Genomic DNA, 17019 nt, shown 5'->3' on the forward strand with positions numbered 1-17019 from the left:
CCATGCCCCGCACCACCAGAGCCGCCGTCGTCGAGACGGGCGGCGCCCCCTTCACCTTCACGGACGTCACCCTCGACGACCCGGGCCCGTACGAGGCCGTCGTCCGCATGGTCGCCGCCGGCCTCTGCCACACCGACCTCGGCGTCGCGTCCGGCGGCCTCCCCTTCCCCCTCCCCGGAGTCCTCGGCCACGAAGGCGCCGGAGTCGTCGAAGCCGTCGGCGCGGCCGTCACCTCCGTGCGACCCGGCGACCACGTCGTCCTCTCCTTCACCTCCTGCGGCGCGTGCCGCAACTGCAACGGAGGCCACCCCGCCTACTGCGCCGACTGGCTCCCCCTGAACCTCCTCGGGGGCCGCCGGGCCGACGGCACCGCCACCATCACCCGCGACGGCGAGGACCTCGGCGGCCACTTCTTCGGCCAGTCCTCCTTCGCCGAGCGGGCGTTGGTGGACGAGCGCAGTCTCGTCAAGGTCGACCCGGAGGTGCCGCTCGCTTCAATTGCCCCGCTGGGCTGCGGAGTTCAGACCGGCGTCGGCGCCGTCTGGAACGTCCTCAAGCCGGAGCCGGGCAGCACGGTCGTCGTCCTCGGCGCCGGTGCCGTCGGACTCTCGGCGGTGATGGCCGCCGCGCTCTCCCCGGCCACCGAGGTCGTCGCCGTCGACCGGGTGCCAGAACGGCTCGACCTGGCACGGGAGTTGGGAGCGACCCGCACCCTCACCGACGTACACGAACTCCAACAGGGCGCCGACGGTGTCGTGGAGACGACCGGCAGTACGGCCGTCCTGCGCGCCGGTGTGGACGCGCTCGCCGCGCGCGGCACCCTCGTCGTCGTGGGGGCTCCGCCCTTCGGGACCGAAGTCGCCCTGGACGTCAACGGGTTGCTCACCGGCAAGCGGGTCGTGGGCCTCACGCTCGGGGACAGCGAGACGCAGAGCCTCGTCCCGACGCTGGTCGGCCTGGTCAAGGCGGGGCGGCTGCCGCTGGAGAAGCTGATCGGGACGTACGGCTTCGAGGACATCGGGCAGGCGGTGAAGGACATGACCGAAGGCCGGACCGTCAAACCCGTCCTGCTCTTCTGACGCGACCCCGCACAACCTGGCAGGCAGTTCACCGGCTGGCGTGCAGCGCCACCAGCAACTGCCACACCTCGTCGGCTATTTGACGGGGCGTCCCCTCCAACAGCCCGTGCAGCCAGTCCCCCAGCACCCCCGCGAACGTCGCCGCCACCGCCGACGCCACTAGCGCGGCGTCGGCGGCCCCCGCCCGCTCCCGCTCGCGCAGGCTGTACGCGCGCAGATCCCGGTGCAGCACCAACCCCAGCGGCCCGCCCCCACCGGGCGTCAACAGCCGCCGGTACAGGGCGAGATGAGGAGTGAGGGAGGCGAAGAACTCCGGCAGCGCGGCCGGTGCGCGGACCGGATCGGGCCGTCCCTGCCAGGCGTGCAGCGCCTCCACCGCCTCCCGTACGACGTCCGCGCACGCGTCGACCGCGAGGTCTTCGAGGTCGGTGTAGTGGACGTAGAACGTGGCCCGCCCGGTACCGGCCCGCCGGACCAGCGCGGCCACGCTCACCTCCTCCAGCGGACGCTCCGCGCACTCCGCGAGCAGCGCGGACCGCAGCCTCGCCCGGGTGCGGGCGGCCCGCGGGTCCTCGGGCGCGGCGCGGGTCACTGTGCGATCAGGACGGCGGCCAGGGCGATCGCGCCGGGCACGGCCTGCGCGAACAGGATGCGCCGGTTCGCGGTCGCCGCGCCGTACACCCCCGCGACGATCACGCAGGACAGGAAGAAGACCTGCGCGCGGAAGCCGGTCGGGTCGGCGGCGATCAGGCCCCAGACCAGGCCCGCCGCGAGGAAACCGTTGTAGAGGCCCTGGTTGGCCGCGAGCTTCGCGGTCGCCGCGGCGAACTCCGGGTCGAAGCCGTGGAAACGGCGGCCCGGCGGCTTCTGCCACAGGAACATCTCCAGCACCAGGATGTACGCGTGCAGCAGGGCGATCAGCGCCACCAGTACGTTCGCGACCGTTTCCATGACTTTTTCGGCTCCCTCGGCTCAGAACTTCTTGGACACCTGTCCACTATAGCTGGACAGGTGTCCAAGAAGTCGAATCGGGGCATGAAAGAGGGCCCCGCCGCGACGGGGGAGCGCGGCGGGGCCCGTACATCCGCGTTCCCGGCGGGCGGGGTTTCACACCTGCCGGGAACGCCGATTTCTACGCCTGCGGCTCCAGCACGAAGACGGGGATCTCCCGGTCCGTCTTGAGCTGGTACTCGGCGTACGACGGGTAGGCGGCGACGGCCCGCTCCCACCACGCGGCCTTCTCCTCGCCGGTGACCTCGCGAGCCGTCATGTCCTGCTTGGCGGGCCCGTCCTGGAGCTCGACATGCGGATCGGCCGTGACGTTGTGGTACCAGACCGGGTGCTTCGGGGCGCCGCCCTGCGAGGCGACCAGCGCGTACCGGCCCTCGTGCTCGACCCGCATCAGCGGCGTCTTGCGGAGCTTGCCGCTCTTCGCGCCCCGGGTCGTCAGCAGGATCACCGGCAGCCCGGTGTCCATCAGCGTCGTCCCCTCGGTCCCGCCGGACTTCTCGTACAACTCCACCTGATCCCGCACCCACTGCGCCGGGCTGGGCTCGTACTCGCCTTCGAGCGGCATGGCAACCATCCTCTTCTCACGTCGTACGGCGTGCTCACGTGTCCCAGGGAACGCGCGTCTCCCTCGGAATCATCCTCACAGGTCACACCGGTCGCCGCAGCGTCTGGAGCGCAGAGTTCCGGCCAGATCGCCGGCCGCGCCCATCTGGCCGAAGTCGACGTCGCAAATGTAGATGCTTGGGGCATCTAATGGGGACAGGTACGTCGCAATCCACTCTCTGCGAGGTCTCCATGACGCGACCGGCCCCCCTCGCCTTCCCCCAGGACCGCACCTGCCCCTACCAGCCCCCCACGGGCTACGACACACTCCGCACCGACCGCCCCCTCACCCGCGCCACCCTCTACGACGGCACCACCACCTGGCTCGTCACCGGCCACACCCTCGCCCGCACCCTCCTCGCCGACCCCCGCCTCTCCTCCGACCGCACCCGGCCCGGATTCCCCGGCGTCACCCCCCGCGTCAAGGCGCTGAGCGACCGCCCGATCCCGATCCTCGGCGTCGACGACCCCGAGCACCGCACCCAACGCCGCATGCTCCTCGCCGACTTCACCCTCCGCCGCGCCGAGGCACTGCGCCCCGCCATCCAGCGGATCGTGGACGACCGCATCGACGCCCTCCTCGCCCAGGGACCGCCCGCCGACCTCGTCTCCCTGTTCGCGCTGCCCGTCCCCTCGATGGTGATCTGCGCCCTGCTCGGCGTCCCCTACGCCGACCACGAGTTCTTCGAGGAACAGTCCGGACGCATCCTGCGCAGCCGCGACGAGGCCGAGGCGCGCGCCGCCCGCGATCGCCTGCGGAGCTATCTGAGCGACCTCGTCGACCGCAAACAGGCCGGGCGACCCGGCGACGGCGTCCTCGACATGCTCGTCCACCACCGCCTCCAAGGCGGCGAACTCGCCCGCGACGACGTCCTCGACATGGCGTTCATCCTCCTCGTCGCCGGCCACGAGACCACCGCCAACATGATCTCGCTCGGCACCTACACCCTCCTCGGCCACCCCGACCGCCTCGCCGAACTCCGCGCCGATCCCGGCCTGTTGCCGGACGCCGTCGAGGAGCTGATGCGGATGCTGTCCATCGTCGACGGACTGCTGCGCATCGCCCTGGAGGACATCGACGTCGACGGTACGACGATCAAGGCGGGCGAGGGCGTCGTCTTCGCCACCTCCGTCGTCAACCGTGACGCCGCCACCTACGACGACCCCGACGCCCTCGACTTCCACCGGCCCACCCGCCACCACGTCTCCTTCGGCTTCGGCATCCACCAGTGCCTCGGCCAGAACCTCGCCCGCGCCGAGTTGGAGATCGCCCTGCACACCCTCTTCACCCGGCTGCCCGGCCTGCGCCTTGCCGTCCCCGCCGACACGATCCCCTTCAAACCCGGCGACACGATCCAGGGGATGCTGGAACTCCCCGTGACCTGGTAGAGGCTCCGGACATGCACATCGACATCGACACGGACGTCTGCATCGGCGCCGGACAGTGCGCCCTCACCGCACCCAAGGTCTTCACCCAGGACGACGACGGCTTCTCGACCCTGACCGACGACCACACGGACCACCTCACCGACCCCCTGATCCGCGAGGCGGCCCGCGCGTGCCCGGTCTCCGCGATCACCGTCGGCTAGCGCACCCGACGGCCGGGCCTTCCAGCATGCCTCCTGTGTAGAGGGCCTGGCCGCGCGGCATCCAGTACCCCAGCTTCGAGACGACGGCCGAACAGTGCTCCCCGACGGTGGCCTCGACGACGACCGTCGACGGGTTGCCGGGCTGGAGGTCGGTCAGGGCGCAGTCCAGGGCGTACGCGGTCCGCGCCTGCTCCGGGTACCGGCCGACCAGGGGGTTCACGCAGCGGGGGTCGTCCGTGGTGAGGGTCGTCCCTTCCACGCCGATCACCCCGAACCTCCCGCTGCCGTCGCCGAGTTCGCTGTCCCGGGAGACCGTGTACGTCAGGGTCGTCACCGCGTTCGGGGCGAGCGTGCGCCGGTCCACCTCGATACGGTGCGTCGGCTTCGGGGCGGGCGCGGTGAAGGTGAGCCGCGCGCGGACGGTGCCCGCGAGATCGACACCGGCGGGCGTGGAACGGACCTTGACCGTCGCCGTTACCTCGTAGGTGCCGGGCCCGGGGTACGGGGTCGAGCCGGGCAGCGTTCCCGAGGCGACCGGCACGCCGTCGCGGGTCGCGGTCCAGGTGCCGGAGGTGAGGCATGCGGGGCGGGTGCCGGGGCGGCGGCAGGTGGCGGGGGCGGAGATCGCGGTGATCGGGGTGCCGGTACCCGCGCAGAGACTGACGCGAGCGAACTGCCCGCCGGGCCCGCGGAGGGTACCGGCGGGGGAGCAGAGGGTGGCGGGGGGTTCGGGGGCCCGGGAGGCCTCGTACACCGCCGGGGCCGTACGCGTCTCCGGGCTCTGCCCCCACGCCGCCGCGCCCCACAACCCCGGCACCAGCAACGCCCCCGCCGCCAACGCCCCGAACCCGATCCGACGTACCCGCATCGATGCCTCCCGTACCTCGCGGACCAGCCCGTGCCGGTCGCCCGGTCCGAGGATGCGCACGGCGTTCCGGGCCCGTGCCGCTCCCACGCCGGGCCGTCACCTGAAATGCCTTGCGGAGCGGCGACGACCCGGACGTACGCTCCCTCTGTCACCCACTCCGACGGCAGGAGCAGCAACGATGCAGTACGTGAAGCTCGGTTCGACCGGCCTGGACGTCTCCCGGATCTGTCTCGGCTGCATGACGTACGGCCTCCCGGACCGCGGCACGCACGAGTGGACCCTCGACGAGGAGGCGTCCCGCCCGCTGATCCGGCAGGCCCTGGACGCCGGGATCACCTTCTTCGACACCGCGAACGTCTACTCCGACGGCACCAGCGAGGAGATCGTCGGCAAGGCGCTGGCCGACTTCGCGGTCCGCGACGAGATCGTCCTCGCCACGAAGGTGCACGGCCGGATGCGCCCCGGACCCAACGGCGGCGGCCTCTCCCGCAAGGCGATCCTCACGGAGATCGACCACAGCCTGTCCCGCCTCGGTACCGACTACGTCGACCTGTACCAGATCCACCGCTTCGACCCGCACACCCCGGTCGAGGAGACGATGGAGGCGCTGCACGACGTGGTGAAGGCGGGCAAGGCCCGCTACATCGGGGCGAGTTCGATGTACGCGTGGCAGTTCGCGAAGATGCAGCACGCGGCGGAACGCAACGGCTGGACGCGGTTCGTGTCGATGCAGAACCACTACAACCTGATCTACCGCGAGGAGGAGCGCGAGATGCTCCCCCTCTGCGCCGACCAGGGCGTGGGCGTCATCCCGTGGAGCCCGCTCGCCCGGGGCCGCCTCACCCGCGACTGGGACGCGGCCACCGACCGCAGCGCCACCGACAACTTCGGCGCCACCCTCTACCAGGAAGGCGACCGCGCGATCGTCGAGGCCGTGACCCGCATCGCCGAGGCCAGGAACGTGCCGAGGGCCCAGGTCGCCCTCGCCTGGCTCCTCCACCAGGACACGGTCACGGCCCCGATCATCGGCGCGTCCAAGCCGAAACACCTCGAAGACGCGGTCGCGGCGGTCGAGTTGGAGCTGACCGACAAGGAGATCGAGGAGCTGGAGACTCCCTACACCCCGCACCCCATCGCCGGTCACTGAGTCAGTGGGGCCCCTGCGCCGCGAACTCCGTGCCGCAGGGGCCCGCCCCCTCGCTCTCCGCCAGCACCACCCGCTCCCCGTCCATCTCGATCGTCCGGTAGTACGCCCCGATCCGCTCGGTCGACCGCCCCACGTAGTGCCCGATGAACGACCGCCTGAACCGCTCGCCGGTCCGGTTCGGCTGCGACCCGTGCACGAGGCTGCCGTTGAAGAACAGGACGTCGCCGGGGGCCATGTCGACGGGTACGGCGGACAGACCGGGCGGCGGCGCGACGTACTCGCGGGCGAACGACACGGACTCGTCGGCCACTTCGGGGCAGAACAGGTCCAACAGGTGGGTGCCCGGGACGACTTCGAGCCCGCCGTTCTCCCGGTCGATGTCGTCGCAGGCCACCCACGCGGCGACGCACGTCCCCGGCTCGACCCGCAGATAGAAGTTGTCCTGGTGCAGCGCCTGCCCCCGCGCCCCCGGCGGCTTGAAGTAGAACATGCTTTGCGCCGCGAGCACCTCCTCGCCGAGCAACTCCTCCAGCACGCCCCGCAGTCGGGCGTCCAGCAGCATCTTCCGGGCGACCTCGCTGATCTCGTGCGGCTGCATCACCCGCGGGTACGCGTCCAGCGGATCGTCCCCGGCACGCGGCCGGAAGTGCCCCGGCACCTCCCGCCCCGCCGCCTGCAACGCCGCGAACTCACCACGGACGCGCTCGACCTCGTCGTACGAGAAGAGACCCCGCACGACCGCGTAGCCGTCCTGCCGGAACCGGTCCAGAATGCCTGTGACTGTCATGGCACAGGAAACTAGGCCGGAAATCAGCGGAGGAGGATGCCCGTGCGTGCTGAGGAGTTGACCGAGACTGCTGCGGACCCGTCGCCGCCGCCGGGGCTCGTGGTGGTCGGGCGGTTCGACCAGGCGGCGGGGTACGCGGTCAACCGGCCGTCCGGGTCGGACAGTTGGCTGATCCTGTGGACCACGGGAGGTGCGGGCCTGGTCGGGCAGGGGCGTACCGAACTCCCCGTGGCCGCCGGTGACTTCGTCCTGCTCGCCCCGGGCGTCCCCCAGCGGTACGCCGTCCGGCCCGGCGCGTCTGCGTGGCAATTCTGGTGGGCCCACTGCCCGTTGAGACCGTCCTGGCTGCCCTGGATCCGGCCGTACGACGTCGGCGACGGCGTCCATACGACGGGACCCGTGCCCGAAGTGCTGCGCGGGCGCGTCGAGTCGGCGTTCCGGCGGATGCTGGACGACGCCCGCTGGACCGGCGGGGAACCGGTCCGGCCGGCCGAGGAGGTGGCCGTCGCGCACAGCGCTCTCGCGCGTGAACTCGCCCTGTGCGCACTGGAGGAGGCGGTTCTGCTGGCCGCCGCCTCGCCGAGTCCCGTACCACCGGGGGCCGATGAGCGGATCCGGCGAGCACAGACGCTGATCGCCGCCGACCCCGGCGCCCCTCACACGGTCGCCTCGCTCGCCTCGGCCGTCGCCTTGTCGCCGTCCCGGTTCGCGCACCTGTTCACCGAGCAGCTCGGGGTGTCGCCGATGCGGGCCCTGCGGGAGGCTCGGCTGCGGCATGCGGCGCGGTTGCTGGAGAGCACGGCGCTGACGGCTGAACGGGTGGCGGCGGCTTCGGGGTTCGCGAGCGCGTTCCACTTCAGCCGGGCGTTCAGGGGGCGGTACGGGGTGCCGCCGGGGGAGTATCGGGTGGGGCGGGGCTGAGGGGTGGGTCCCTCAGGGGCGTACCCCGGCGCTGAAGCCCGTCCAGCGCAGGTCCGCCGGGAGGTGGCCCATGTCGTTGAAGAGCACGATCGCCGGGGGGAGGCCGTCCCGGTACTGGATCGTCGTCAGCGAGGTGTTTCCGCAGTTCAGGCCGATCCAGCGGGCGGGCGGCGCCTCCAGGGCGTGCCGTAGGAGCCAGGCGACCTGGAAGGCGTGGGTGACGAGCACCTCGTGGGTCTCCCGCTCGGCGGGGCGCGCGAACCTCGCGATCAGCGCGTCCGCCAGCCGCCGCCCCTCGGCCGCCTCCTCGCCGCCGAACCCGTCGAAGAAACCGGCGTACGCGGGCGGCATGTCGTCCGGGACGTACGGCACGTGGTCGGTCAGCTCGGGTGCCTCCTTCACGGGGGTGTCCGGGAGGTGGACGCCGAGGAGCTGTGCGGAGCGCTCCGCGCGGGGGAGGGGCGAGTGCCAGACCGCGTCGACCGGCAGCGCGGACAGCCGCCGGCCGAGCAACTCGACCTGGCGGTCGCCGGTTTGGGTGAGGTGCCCGAAGGCATCGGCCTCGCCGTGGCGGACGACGTGGAGGTGGCGGGTGGGCATGTCAGAGGACTCCTAGCGTTCGGTGGGCGTCTTCGAGGCGCTGGACGTCGTCGCGGGGTGTGTGGTTCCCGGAGAGGTCGTCGGCCCAGGCGAGCAGGCGGTGTACGTGGTGGTCGGGGGCGCCGGTGAGGATGCGGGGGGTGCCGAGGGCGACCTCGCCGGTGGTGCCGTCGATGGTGACGAGGGTGCCTTCGGGGAGGGCGGAGCCCTGCGCTCCGACCACCGCCGGTTTGTTCAACGCCCGTGCCACCACCGCCGCGTGGCTCGACGGGCCGCCCCGCTCCGTGACGATTCCGGCCGCCGCCGCGATCCCGCGCAGGTCGTTCGGGGAGGTCTCGGGGCGGAACAGGACGACGGGGGAGTCCCGGGCCATGCGGACCGCCGCCTCCGTCGTCGTCGCGACCCGGCCGACCGCCACGCCGGGACACGCGCCGACTCCCCGGGCCACGACGTCCTTCGGCTCGGCGATGCGGGGCGTGCGGACGTGGGCGAGGCTGCGGACCCGGCGCAGCGCCTCGTGCCGGTCGATGGCACCCGCCTCGGCCAGCTCCACCGCCGTACGGACCGCCGCCGCGTTCGTGAACCGGCCCGGCCTGACCTGGAGCAGCCACAACTCCCCGGACTGGAACGTGAATTCGGTGTAGCAGGCGTCCCGGTAGTGACTCTCCACGCGGCGCAGGGCGTTGAGCAGCTCCGCCCACAACGCCGGTTCCCGGTCGGCGAGTTCACGCAGCGGGCGGGTCGGGTGCGCGCCGGACACGACATCCTCGCCCTGCGTACGGAACAGGACGTCGCCGTACGGGGTGTTCTCGCCGGTGTTGGGGTCACGGCTGAAGGCGACGCCGGTGCCGCTGCGGGGGTCGCGGTTGCCGAAGACCATGGCCTGGACGATGACGGCCGTGCCGAGGTCGTGGGGGATGGTGTGGAGGGTGCGGTAGGTGTGGGCGCGGGGGGAGCGCCAGGAGGCGAGGACGGCTTCTACGGCCAGGGCGAGCTGAGTCGGGGCGTCGTCCGGTACGGGGACCGGCGTCGCCGCCGCGAAGCTCGCGAGGAAGCGCGCCCGGGAGTCCCGCGCGAACCCCTCGTCGCCGGTCTCGGCGGCAAGACCCGCCGTCGCCGCGGCCGTCAGCCCCAGGCCGAGCACCGTGTCCATCATCCCCGGCATCGACACCCCCGCCCCGGACCGTACGGACACCGCGAGCGGCCTGCCGGGACCGCCGAAGACGCGGCCGGTGGCGCGTTCGAGCCCGGCGATCCCCTCGGCCAGCTCCTCGCGGAGCCCGTCCGGGAGCCGTTTCTCGCTGAGAAAGACCCGGCATGCCTCCGCCGACACCACGAACGCGGGCGGCACCCGCAGCCCGAGCCGGTGCAGCAGCGCGAGTCCGAGCGCCTTGCCGCCCAACTCCGCTCTGTCCCCGGCGAGTTCGGCCGAGACCGGGTGCACCCACCTCATCGCGGCAGCCCCAGCGTGACGAGCAGATCCTCGTGCAGCTCCGCCCAGATCGTGTGGTACGACGCCGTACTGTCCGTCACGAACTGCCGCTCACCGCCCACCGCACGCTCCAGCGCCCCGGACAGCCGGACCCGGTAGCGGCCCAACCGGGGGAGCGCGGCGGCGAGTTCGTCACCGACGGGGGCGAACCGCCGGTCCAGGTCGGCGAATCGGTCCAGGACGCGCGCGTCGTACGCCGGGTCGGTGTGGTCGTTGACGCTGAACGTGCCGTGCTCCGGCCGCAGTTGCCACGCCGTGCACAGGTCGAGCAACTCGGGGTTGAGCACCAGGAACCGCTGCAACGCCGCCCGCAACGAGTCCCGGGCACCGGCCGCGTCGAGTTCGGCGGTGACCCGCCGGACGTTCTCCGCGCGCCCCGCGTCCGTGAGGCTCCAGGCGTCGTACGAGCGCGTCACGAACCCCTCGACACCGAGGTCGATGAGCGCGGACTCGACGTCCGGTTCGGTGAGGCCGGTGAAGGCGCCGATACGGGTGGGGCTCGCGGCACCGGCACAGCGGAGGGCGTGCAGGACGGGGAGGGGCATGAGGGCCTCTTGGATGTTCGATGTTTTCAGATGACGTCAACATCTGGATGGTCCCGGTATCATGGCACAGCCCGAACCGAAGGGGACACCATGGCGAGACTCACCCGCGCCGAACAGCAGCACCGCACCCGCGCCGCCGTACTCACCGCCGCCCGCGCCGAGTTCACCGAGCACGGCTTCACCGACGCCAAGATCGACCGCATCGCGGAACGCGCGGACCTCACGCGGGGCGCGGTGTACTCCAACTTCGCGGGGAAGCGCGCGCTGTACCTGGCGGTGCTGGCGGCCGACGCGGAGACCGTGCGGTCGGCTGCCCGACCGCCCCTGAAATCCCCGGAGTCGGCAGGCGAGGCGCTGGGTGCGTTCGCCCGCGTCTGGCTGGAACGCCTCCCCCTGGCCGGCGACACCCCGGCGAGCGGCCACCTCCAACTCCGCTCACTGTCGGGCGTGGCCGACACGGCTCCGATGCGAGCGGCACTGGCACAACTCCTGCGCCTGGAGGCGCTGTTGCTGGCCCTGTCCCTGAACGCGGAGAGCCCACCGGTACGGGTGGCGGACCTCGCGTTGACGCTGCTGCACGGGGCGACGGGGCTGGCGGAGAACGCGCCGGGTGCGGGGGACCCGTTCGACGTGGCGAGGGCGGCGGAACACATGGCGGACCTGCCGCTCGCCCCTGACGAACCAGCACCGCACTTGGCGTTCACAGCCCCGGCGCGAGAGACACGGGAGGCATGGACGCCGCCCACCGGTTTGCGAGACGAGATCACCGGCGAACCGGTCGACCTGCGGGACGACGGAGTGGTGGTCGTACTGGGCGCTGCGCGGCTGGGGGGGGTGAGGGAAGCGGCGGGGGAGGGGACGACGTTCGTGGTGGTGACCGCAGACCCCGCAGAGACAGGCCGCTTGGTCCGACTACGGATCACAGACCTCGTGGCATGCCTGCGCCGCGTGTTCGCACCCACGGACCTGCCTCGTGTCCGGATTGTCCTGGACGAGGAGGGAGCGATCGTGGAAGCGCTCGACGCTGCGGCAGTCGATGACTACACGGAGACAGTCGTACGCATCTTTGACGGTCGGATCACTCACCGGGCGGAGGGCCACGGTGCGGGCCACGCTGTGACCAAAGCGGGTACGGTTCGCTAGCTCTTTTAGGGGCGCGGGGCTGTATCTGATATGCGGCTACCGCCGCGTGGGCGCGACCAGTCACAACGAAGCCGCACCCGCCCCACAACCGTCAGCGGCACCTACAGGGGAGCGCTCATGCGCACCTCAAACCCACCCTCCTCGGTAGGCCCCGCAGCAAACGTCCCACCCAACAACTCCGCCCGCTCCCCCAACCCGATCAACCCCTGATGCGCCCCCGGCAACGGCAAGGACGCCCGAGTCGCAGGCGTATTCCGCACCGTCACCCCGAACCCCGACGCGTCATGCCACAACCGAACCGTCGCCCGAGCCCCCGGCGCATGCTTGCGCACATTGGTCAGAGCCTCCTGCACCGTGCGGTACACGGCCCGCTGAGCGGTCGTACTCACCTGCACCGGCAACTCCCCGACCAACTCCGTCTCGATCCCGCTCCCGGACACCAACCGCTGAAGATCCGTCAGCGTCGGCTGAGGAGTCAACTCCGTGGCCCGCCCCCCGGACGCCCGCAACAGAGTGACCATGTGCCGGAGTTCATCGAGCGTGTCGACACTGAGCGACCGAATGGCCCGCACCCCTTCCCGGAACTCGGGATCTTTCGCGGCGACCTGCAGGGCCCCGGCCTGAACGGCGATGAGACTCACCTGATGCGAGACGACGTCGTGCATCTCACGGGCCAACTGGGCCCGCTCCCGCGCGAGTACGGCCTGGGAGTGCAGCAACCGCTCGTGCTCCCGGGCCTCTTCGATCTCGACGAGCCGCCGGGCGAGATCACGCCGGGCCTGGAGGAGCTGCCCGAGGAGGACGGGCGCGGCGGCGGTGGCGAGCGTGTAGAAGAAGTAGACGACGGTCCACGTACGCTCGTTCTGGGACAGCCCGTCGAACGGCCACGGCAGGGCGGACACGACGGCGAACAGCACCGCGCACAGCCCGAGCAGCCGCCGGTCCCGGGACCGCTCGGAGAGGGTGAACAGCGCGGCGAACGGCGCGAACACGAAGTCCTGCATGGCGGTCGCGGGGATCGTCAGCAGGAACACGGCGAGCGGAAACCGCCGCCGCAGCACCAGCGCCGCACAGGCGACCGAGGCGGCCACCAGGACGAACGCGCTGTCGTCCGCCAGGTTGATCCACACGTCCGCGACGGCGATGGCGACGACCAGCGCGTCGAGAACACGCTCGGACGGCCGCCACCTCATCGCCCCGGCCCGCCCTCACGCGAGTCCAGCAGCCCCGCCCGCTGGGCGAGCAGCGCGGCCTGTACGCGGCTGCCGACGCGCAGCTTCGTGAGGATCGCGCTGACGTGGTCCTTGACGGTCCCGGCGCTGAGATGGATCCGTGCCCCGACCTCCGCGTTGGACAGCCCCTCCGCGACCAGCACGAGCACCTCGCGCTCCCGCTCGCTGAGCCGCCCGACACGCCCCGCCTCCTCGTCGTCGGCGGCGGAGACGGGCCGCCCCCGCCACACCGCGTGCGACGCCTTCGGCGACATCACGACGCCGCCCGCCGCGAGCGTCCGTACGAGCTGCGCGAGCTGGTCCGGCTCGGTGTCCTTCAGCAGGAACCCGGCCGCGCCGGACTTGAGGGCGGTCACGACGTATTCGTCCGCGTCGAACGTCGTCAGCATCGCCACGACCGGCGGCTCGGGCAGCGCCCGTACCTGGCCGAGGACGGTCAGCCCGTCGACGTCCGGCATCCGGATGTCCAGCAGCACCACGTCCGGCCGCTCGCGCCGGACCGTGGCCACGGCCTCCGCGCCGGTCGCCGTCGCGACGACCTCGATGTCCTCGGCCGCGTTGAGGATGAGCCGGAAACCGGACCGCACCAGGGCCTCGTCGTCCACCACCATGACACGGATCACGTGCGTCCCGCCTCGTCGTTCTGGGTTGTGATCGTCACCGATCGTCTGCGCCGTCACATCCGACCGTAGAGGGCGAAACCCCTCGTGGCAGAGGGTACGGGGCGCAGTCCCGCCGGTCGGGGGGAGCGGACCAGCCGCCCGGGGGGTCGCCGGTCGGCGGGTCCGCTCCCCCCGACCGGCGGGGGGTGTCCGGACGACTGCCGGATACTGCGGCGGCGGCCCGCGCAACAGCCTGGATCCATGACGCAGAACGCAGACCGGACGGCGCTGACGGACCGGGCCGCCGACCCGGCTCCGGGATCGGCCGAGCAGCCCGCACGGCCCTCCACCGGCCGTCTGATCGGCGTGGACCTCGCGCGCGGTCTCGCCGTCTTCGGCATGTACGCCGCCCACGTCGGCCCCGACCCCGCGCAGGGCGGCTTCGTCGGCCACGTGATGGAGCTGGCGCACGGCCGGGCCTCCGCGCTCTTCGCCTTCCTCGCCGGGTTCTCGATCATGCTGATCACCGGCCGCCGCACCCCGAAGACCGGCCGGGCCGGGCGCCAGGCGGTCGCCAAGGTCGTGATCCGCGCGGTGGTCCTGCTGGTCCTGGGCACGCTGCTGACGATGAGCGGCACCCCCGTCGAGGTCATCCTCGCCTTCTACGGCCTGTACTTCCTCCTCGTCCTCCCGCTGTACCGGTTGCGCGCCCTGCCCCTGGCGGTCATCGCGGCGTCGAGTGCCCTGGTCCTGCCGCAGGTCCTCTACGTCGTCCAGCACTTCCTGGCGAACCACGAGCCCGGCGGCCTGTGGACCTGGCCCGCCGAGACGGGCGGCGTCGTCTCCCTCCTGTTCTCCGGCAGCTACCCGGCCCTGACCTGGATCCCGTTCGTCATCGCCGGTATGGCCGTGGCCCGCCTCGACCTGGCCGCCACCGTCGTCCGCACCCGCCTCGCCCTCACCGGCGCCGCGCTCGCCGTCCTCGGATACGGCGGCTCCTGGCTCGCCCTGCACCTCGTGCCCGGCGCCCTGACGCGGCTGGCGGAGAGTGACTGGGGCGGCTGGGACAAGGGCGGCGCGGGCATGGGCATGGGCACGGGCGGGGGCGGCTCGGCGGCGTCGGCCTGGTGGTCGGACACCTGGGGTTTCCCGGCCGGCGACACCCCTTACGGCCTGCTCGTCGCCTCCCCGCACAGCGAGACCACCCTGTCCGTCCTCGGCAACACCGGTGTCGCGCTCCTCGTCCTGGTCGGCTGCCTCGCCGCCGTCGACGCCTTTCCCCGCTTCCACCGGCTCGCGAAGCCCGTCATCGCCGTCGGCTCGATGTCCCTGACCGCGTACGTCTTCCACATCGCCGGCATCCACGTCCTCGGCATCGAGGAACTTCCCGGCTCGCCGCTGCACGTCCTGCTCGGGTTCATCGTCGCCGTCACCGTGTTCGCCGCCCTGTGGGCCCGGTACTTCCGGCGCGGGCCCCTGGAGTGGCTGCTCGGCAAGGCCGCCAAGCCCGCCGAACTCGTCCGCTGACCGCCTGCCCGGAGGCCGCTCATGCTGTTCAACCCCCTGGCCAAGCCCCAGGAACCGACCCCCCTGCGCGGCACCCTGGTCGCCGCGGTCCTCGCGACGACCGTCGCCGCCGTCGGCCTCGCCTTCGGCGCCGCCACCCGCTCCGACGCCGGGCCCTCCGCCGAGGAGACGAAGACCCTCGACCAGCTGTACGCCGCCGCCAAGGCCGAGGGCGGCAAGCTCGTCGTCTACGCGGGCGGTGACTGGAAGGACCAGCAGGACGACACGAAGAAGGCGTTCGAGCAGCGCTTCCCCGGTGTCACCGTCGACATGGTCGTCGACTACAGCAAGTACCACGACGCCCGTATCGACCATCATCGCGACGAAGAGCCTCGTCCCCGACGTCGTCCAGCTCCAGACCCTCCAGGACTTCGACCGCTGGAAGGGGCAGGGCGTTCTGCTGCCCTACAAGCCCGCCGGGTTCGACAAAGTGCACAGCGCGTTCAAGGACCCCGACGGCGCCTGGATCGCCACCGACGTGTTCGCCTTCGGCGCCGCCTACAACCGGCAGGCCGTCGGCGCCGACGCACCCCGGAGCGTCCGCGACCTCGCCGCCGCGCGCTGGAAGGGCAAGGTCGCCTCCGCCTACCCCAACGACGACGACGCGACCCTCTTCCTCTACAGCCGGTACGTGCAGGCGTACGGCTGGAAGTGGCTCGACGGCATGGCCCGCAACACCCGGTTCCTGCGCGGCTCCGACGCCGCCGGCACCCTCATGGCCGAGGGCAAGAAGGCCGTCGGCCTGGGCGGCTGGGTCACTCCCGGCGCCGAGGGCAGCATGATCCCGAACACGACCGACCCGTTCGTGGCCTGGGGCCAGCGAGAAGCGATCCTCAAATCGGCCCGCCACCCCGCCACAGCGAAACTCTTCCTCAACTGGCAACTCTCCAAGGAACGCCAGACCACCGACGCCTGGTCCGTCCGCACCGACGTAGCCCCACCGCCCGGCCTGACCCCCGTCTGGCAGTACCCGAACGCGAACCTCGACACCTTCCCCACTTTCATGGCCAACCGCACCACAGCCGAACGCCTCCGCCAACAAATCACCCTCTACATAGGCGAGGCCCAGGGCACCCCCACCCCGGGCCGCCTCGGTCCCCACCCCGGCCCGGACTGGTCGGGCACTGGTCCCGCCGACTGGTCTGGATTCGCCGTGCCGTTCAGAGGCGGCAGCTGATCTCCATGCCGTCCTCGACGGGGAACGTCACGCTCTGGTATCCGTTCGCCGGGTCGCGTACGTAGTCGAGGTACGGCCGCAGACTGTTCAGGTCGACGTCGTCGGCCACGACGAGCGTGCCGGGCCGCAGGCGCGGTTCGAGAAGCCGCAGGACGGGCAGGCACAGCTCTTTCCAGCCGTCCAGCAGGACGAAGTCCGCGGGGGCGTCGAGGCTGTGGAGGGTGTCGCGGGCGTCCCCCTCCAGCGTGGTGATCAGGTCGTCCAGGCCGGTCTCGGTGAAGGTCCGGCGGGCTGCGGCGATCTTGTCCTTGCTGAGTTCCGTGGTGATGACGCGTCCGGTGCCGTTGTCCCGTACGGCTGCGGCCAAGTAGAGCGTGGAGATCCCGAAGGACATGCCGAACTCGACGACCGTGGCCGGGCAGACGGCTCGGACCAGGTTGTACAGCAGTTGCCCGCCTCTGGCGGAGATCGGCATGTAGACCTCCGCGACGGCGTCGGCCCGCTCCTGGGGTGTCAGCGGCGCGAACCCGCCGGGCAGCTGTGCGCTGACGCGTGCGGCAGTGGTTTCGTCCTGCTCGGCTCGCTCGAACATCAGGCTGAGGGCTGCCTCGATGCGGGGGTCGGCAAGCGTGTGGGTGTGTGTCATGAGAGTTAGAG

General features: G+C 71.8%; 19 protein-coding genes. 8 read left to right on the forward strand and 11 right to left on the reverse strand.

What is annotated here, in order from left to right; genetic code table 11:
• Positions 1-2 precede the first annotated feature (2 nt).
• Positions 3-1079, forward strand: coding sequence for an NAD(P)-dependent alcohol dehydrogenase (locus J8M50_RS21180; protein WP_010357760.1), 1077 nt, complete (start codon positions 3-5; stop codon positions 1077-1079).
• Between the two features lie 28 nt (positions 1080-1107).
• On the opposite strand, the gene J8M50_RS21185 is transcribed toward J8M50_RS21180, so the two are convergent.
• From J8M50_RS21185 to J8M50_RS21195, 3 genes are all read right to left on the reverse strand, one after another.
• Positions 1108-1671, reverse strand: a complete 564-nt coding sequence (locus J8M50_RS21185) for a TetR/AcrR family transcriptional regulator (protein ID WP_010357759.1) — start codon at positions 1669-1671, stop codon at positions 1108-1110.
• Positions 1668-2030, reverse strand: coding sequence for a DUF1304 domain-containing protein (locus J8M50_RS21190; RefSeq protein ID WP_010357758.1), 363 nt, complete (start codon positions 2028-2030; stop codon positions 1668-1670). Before J8M50_RS21190 ends, J8M50_RS21185 begins: the two co-directional genes overlap by 4 nt.
• 181 nt (positions 2031-2211) lie before the next feature.
• Complete coding sequence (locus tag J8M50_RS21195; RefSeq protein WP_010357757.1) at positions 2212-2655, reverse strand: nitroreductase family deazaflavin-dependent oxidoreductase; 444 nt, start codon at positions 2653-2655, stop codon at positions 2212-2214.
• Between the two features lie 230 nt (positions 2656-2885).
• Here J8M50_RS21195 and J8M50_RS21200 point away from each other — a divergent pair, with 230 nt between their 5' ends.
• Both J8M50_RS21200 and J8M50_RS21205 read left to right on the forward strand, forming a co-directional pair.
• On the forward strand, positions 2886-4082 hold the full coding sequence (locus tag J8M50_RS21200; protein ID WP_010357756.1) for a cytochrome P450: 1197 nt from the start codon (positions 2886-2888) through the stop codon (positions 4080-4082).
• 11 nt (positions 4083-4093) lie between these two features.
• On the forward strand, positions 4094-4282 hold the full coding sequence (locus J8M50_RS21205) for a ferredoxin (RefSeq protein ID WP_010357755.1): 189 nt from the start codon (positions 4094-4096) through the stop codon (positions 4280-4282).
• Here the strand turns inward: J8M50_RS21205 and J8M50_RS21210 are convergent.
• Positions 4269-5237, reverse strand: a complete 969-nt coding sequence (locus J8M50_RS21210; RefSeq protein ID WP_010357754.1) for a hypothetical protein — start codon at positions 5235-5237, stop codon at positions 4269-4271. The two genes, J8M50_RS21205 and J8M50_RS21210, sit on opposite strands and share 14 nt — an antisense overlap.
• 91 nt (positions 5238-5328) lie before the next feature.
• Between J8M50_RS21210 and J8M50_RS21215 the strand changes: the two genes are divergently transcribed.
• A complete protein-coding gene (locus tag J8M50_RS21215) occupies positions 5329-6297 on the forward strand; it encodes an aldo/keto reductase (protein ID WP_010357753.1) in 969 nt (322 codons plus the stop codon).
• A 1-nt stretch (position 6298) separates the two neighbouring features.
• Here the strand turns inward: J8M50_RS21215 and J8M50_RS21220 are convergent, their stop codons facing one another.
• Positions 6299-7084: a phytanoyl-CoA dioxygenase family protein gene (locus J8M50_RS21220; protein WP_010357752.1), complete on the reverse strand. Its 786-nt coding sequence runs from the start codon at positions 7082-7084 to the stop codon at positions 6299-6301.
• 36 nt (positions 7085-7120) lie between these two features.
• Here J8M50_RS21220 and J8M50_RS21225 point away from each other — a divergent pair, with 36 nt between their 5' ends.
• Positions 7121-8005, forward strand: coding sequence for a helix-turn-helix domain-containing protein (locus J8M50_RS21225; protein ID WP_010357751.1), 885 nt, complete (start codon positions 7121-7123; stop codon positions 8003-8005).
• A gap of 12 nt (positions 8006-8017) precedes the next feature.
• On the opposite strand, the gene J8M50_RS21230 is transcribed toward J8M50_RS21225, so the two are convergent.
• The 3 genes from J8M50_RS21230 to J8M50_RS21240 are packed head-to-tail and all read right to left on the reverse strand — an operon-like array spanning position 8018 to position 10642.
• A complete protein-coding gene (locus tag J8M50_RS21230) occupies positions 8018-8605 on the reverse strand; it encodes a histidine phosphatase family protein (protein WP_010357750.1) in 588 nt (195 codons plus the stop codon).
• Between the two features lies 1 nt (position 8606).
• Complete coding sequence (locus J8M50_RS21235; RefSeq protein ID WP_029184369.1) at positions 8607-10058, reverse strand: pyruvate, phosphate dikinase; 1452 nt, start codon at positions 10056-10058, stop codon at positions 8607-8609.
• Entirely contained in the window at positions 10055-10642 is a 588-nt protein-coding gene (locus J8M50_RS21240) for a hypothetical protein (protein WP_010357747.1), read from the reverse strand. The genes J8M50_RS21235 and J8M50_RS21240 overlap by 4 nt, the downstream gene beginning before the upstream one ends.
• 90 nt (positions 10643-10732) lie before the next feature.
• Between J8M50_RS21240 and J8M50_RS21245 the strand changes: the two genes are divergently transcribed.
• Positions 10733-11785: a TetR family transcriptional regulator gene (locus J8M50_RS21245; protein WP_010357746.1), complete on the forward strand. Its 1053-nt coding sequence runs from the start codon at positions 10733-10735 to the stop codon at positions 11783-11785.
• Between the two features lie 101 nt (positions 11786-11886).
• On the opposite strand, the gene J8M50_RS21250 is transcribed toward J8M50_RS21245, so the two are convergent.
• Complete coding sequence (locus tag J8M50_RS21250) at positions 11887-12978, reverse strand: sensor histidine kinase (protein ID WP_010357744.1); 1092 nt, start codon at positions 12976-12978, stop codon at positions 11887-11889.
• Positions 12975-13640, reverse strand: a complete 666-nt coding sequence (locus J8M50_RS21255; RefSeq protein WP_010357743.1) for a response regulator — start codon at positions 13638-13640, stop codon at positions 12975-12977. Before J8M50_RS21255 ends, J8M50_RS21250 begins: the two co-directional genes overlap by 4 nt.
• 240 nt (positions 13641-13880) lie before the next feature.
• On the opposite strand from J8M50_RS21255, the gene J8M50_RS21260 reads away from it, so the two are divergent.
• Together J8M50_RS21260 and J8M50_RS21265 are read left to right on the forward strand one after the other, a co-directional pair.
• Positions 13881-15146, forward strand: coding sequence for a DUF418 domain-containing protein (locus J8M50_RS21260; RefSeq protein ID WP_010354552.1), 1266 nt, complete (start codon positions 13881-13883; stop codon positions 15144-15146).
• A 295-nt stretch (positions 15147-15441) separates the two neighbouring features.
• Positions 15442-16362, forward strand: coding sequence for an ABC transporter substrate-binding protein (locus J8M50_RS21265; RefSeq protein ID WP_050987249.1), 921 nt, complete (start codon positions 15442-15444; stop codon positions 16360-16362).
• Here the strand turns inward: J8M50_RS21265 and J8M50_RS21270 are convergent.
• Entirely contained in the window at positions 16346-17008 is a 663-nt protein-coding gene (locus tag J8M50_RS21270; protein ID WP_010354550.1) for an O-methyltransferase, read from the reverse strand. The genes J8M50_RS21265 and J8M50_RS21270 overlap by 17 nt on opposite strands.
• Positions 17009-17019: the final 11 nt, after the last annotated feature.

Source organism: Streptomyces acidiscabies (assembly GCF_020010905.1).
Taxonomy (GTDB): domain Bacteria; phylum Actinomycetota; class Actinomycetes; order Streptomycetales; family Streptomycetaceae; genus Streptomyces; species Streptomyces acidiscabies.

Coding starts and splice junctions, on each gene's coding strand:
- J8M50_RS21195 (WP_010357757.1), bottom strand. CDS start 2,655: ATGCCGCTCGAAGGCGAGTACGAGCCCAGCCCGGCGCAGTGGGTGCGG.
- J8M50_RS21190 (WP_010357758.1), bottom strand. CDS start 2,030: ATGGAAACGGTCGCGAACGTACTGGTGGCGCTGATCGCCCTGCTGCAC.
- J8M50_RS21240 (WP_010357747.1), bottom strand. CDS start 10,642: ATGCCCCTCCCCGTCCTGCACGCCCTCCGCTGTGCCGGTGCCGCGAGC.
- J8M50_RS21200 (WP_010357756.1), top strand. CDS start 2,886: ATGACGCGACCGGCCCCCCTCGCCTTCCCCCAGGACCGCACCTGCCCC.
- J8M50_RS21250 (WP_010357744.1), bottom strand. CDS start 12,978: ATGAGGTGGCGGCCGTCCGAGCGTGTTCTCGACGCGCTGGTCGTCGCC.
- J8M50_RS21235 (WP_029184369.1), bottom strand. CDS start 10,058: ATGAGGTGGGTGCACCCGGTCTCGGCCGAACTCGCCGGGGACAGAGCG.
- J8M50_RS21215 (WP_010357753.1), top strand. CDS start 5,329: ATGCAGTACGTGAAGCTCGGTTCGACCGGCCTGGACGTCTCCCGGATC.
- J8M50_RS21270 (WP_010354550.1), bottom strand. CDS start 17,008: ATGACACACACCCACACGCTTGCCGACCCCCGCATCGAGGCAGCCCTC.
- J8M50_RS21225 (WP_010357751.1), top strand. CDS start 7,121: ATGCCCGTGCGTGCTGAGGAGTTGACCGAGACTGCTGCGGACCCGTCG.
- J8M50_RS21205 (WP_010357755.1), top strand. CDS start 4,094: ATGCACATCGACATCGACACGGACGTCTGCATCGGCGCCGGACAGTGC.
- J8M50_RS21220 (WP_010357752.1), bottom strand. CDS start 7,084: ATGACAGTCACAGGCATTCTGGACCGGTTCCGGCAGGACGGCTACGCG.
- J8M50_RS21260 (WP_010354552.1), top strand. CDS start 13,881: ATGACGCAGAACGCAGACCGGACGGCGCTGACGGACCGGGCCGCCGAC.
- J8M50_RS21245 (WP_010357746.1), top strand. CDS start 10,733: ATGGCGAGACTCACCCGCGCCGAACAGCAGCACCGCACCCGCGCCGCC.
- J8M50_RS21230 (WP_010357750.1), bottom strand. CDS start 8,605: ATGCCCACCCGCCACCTCCACGTCGTCCGCCACGGCGAGGCCGATGCC.
- J8M50_RS21180 (WP_010357760.1), top strand. CDS start 3: ATGCCCCGCACCACCAGAGCCGCCGTCGTCGAGACGGGCGGCGCCCCC.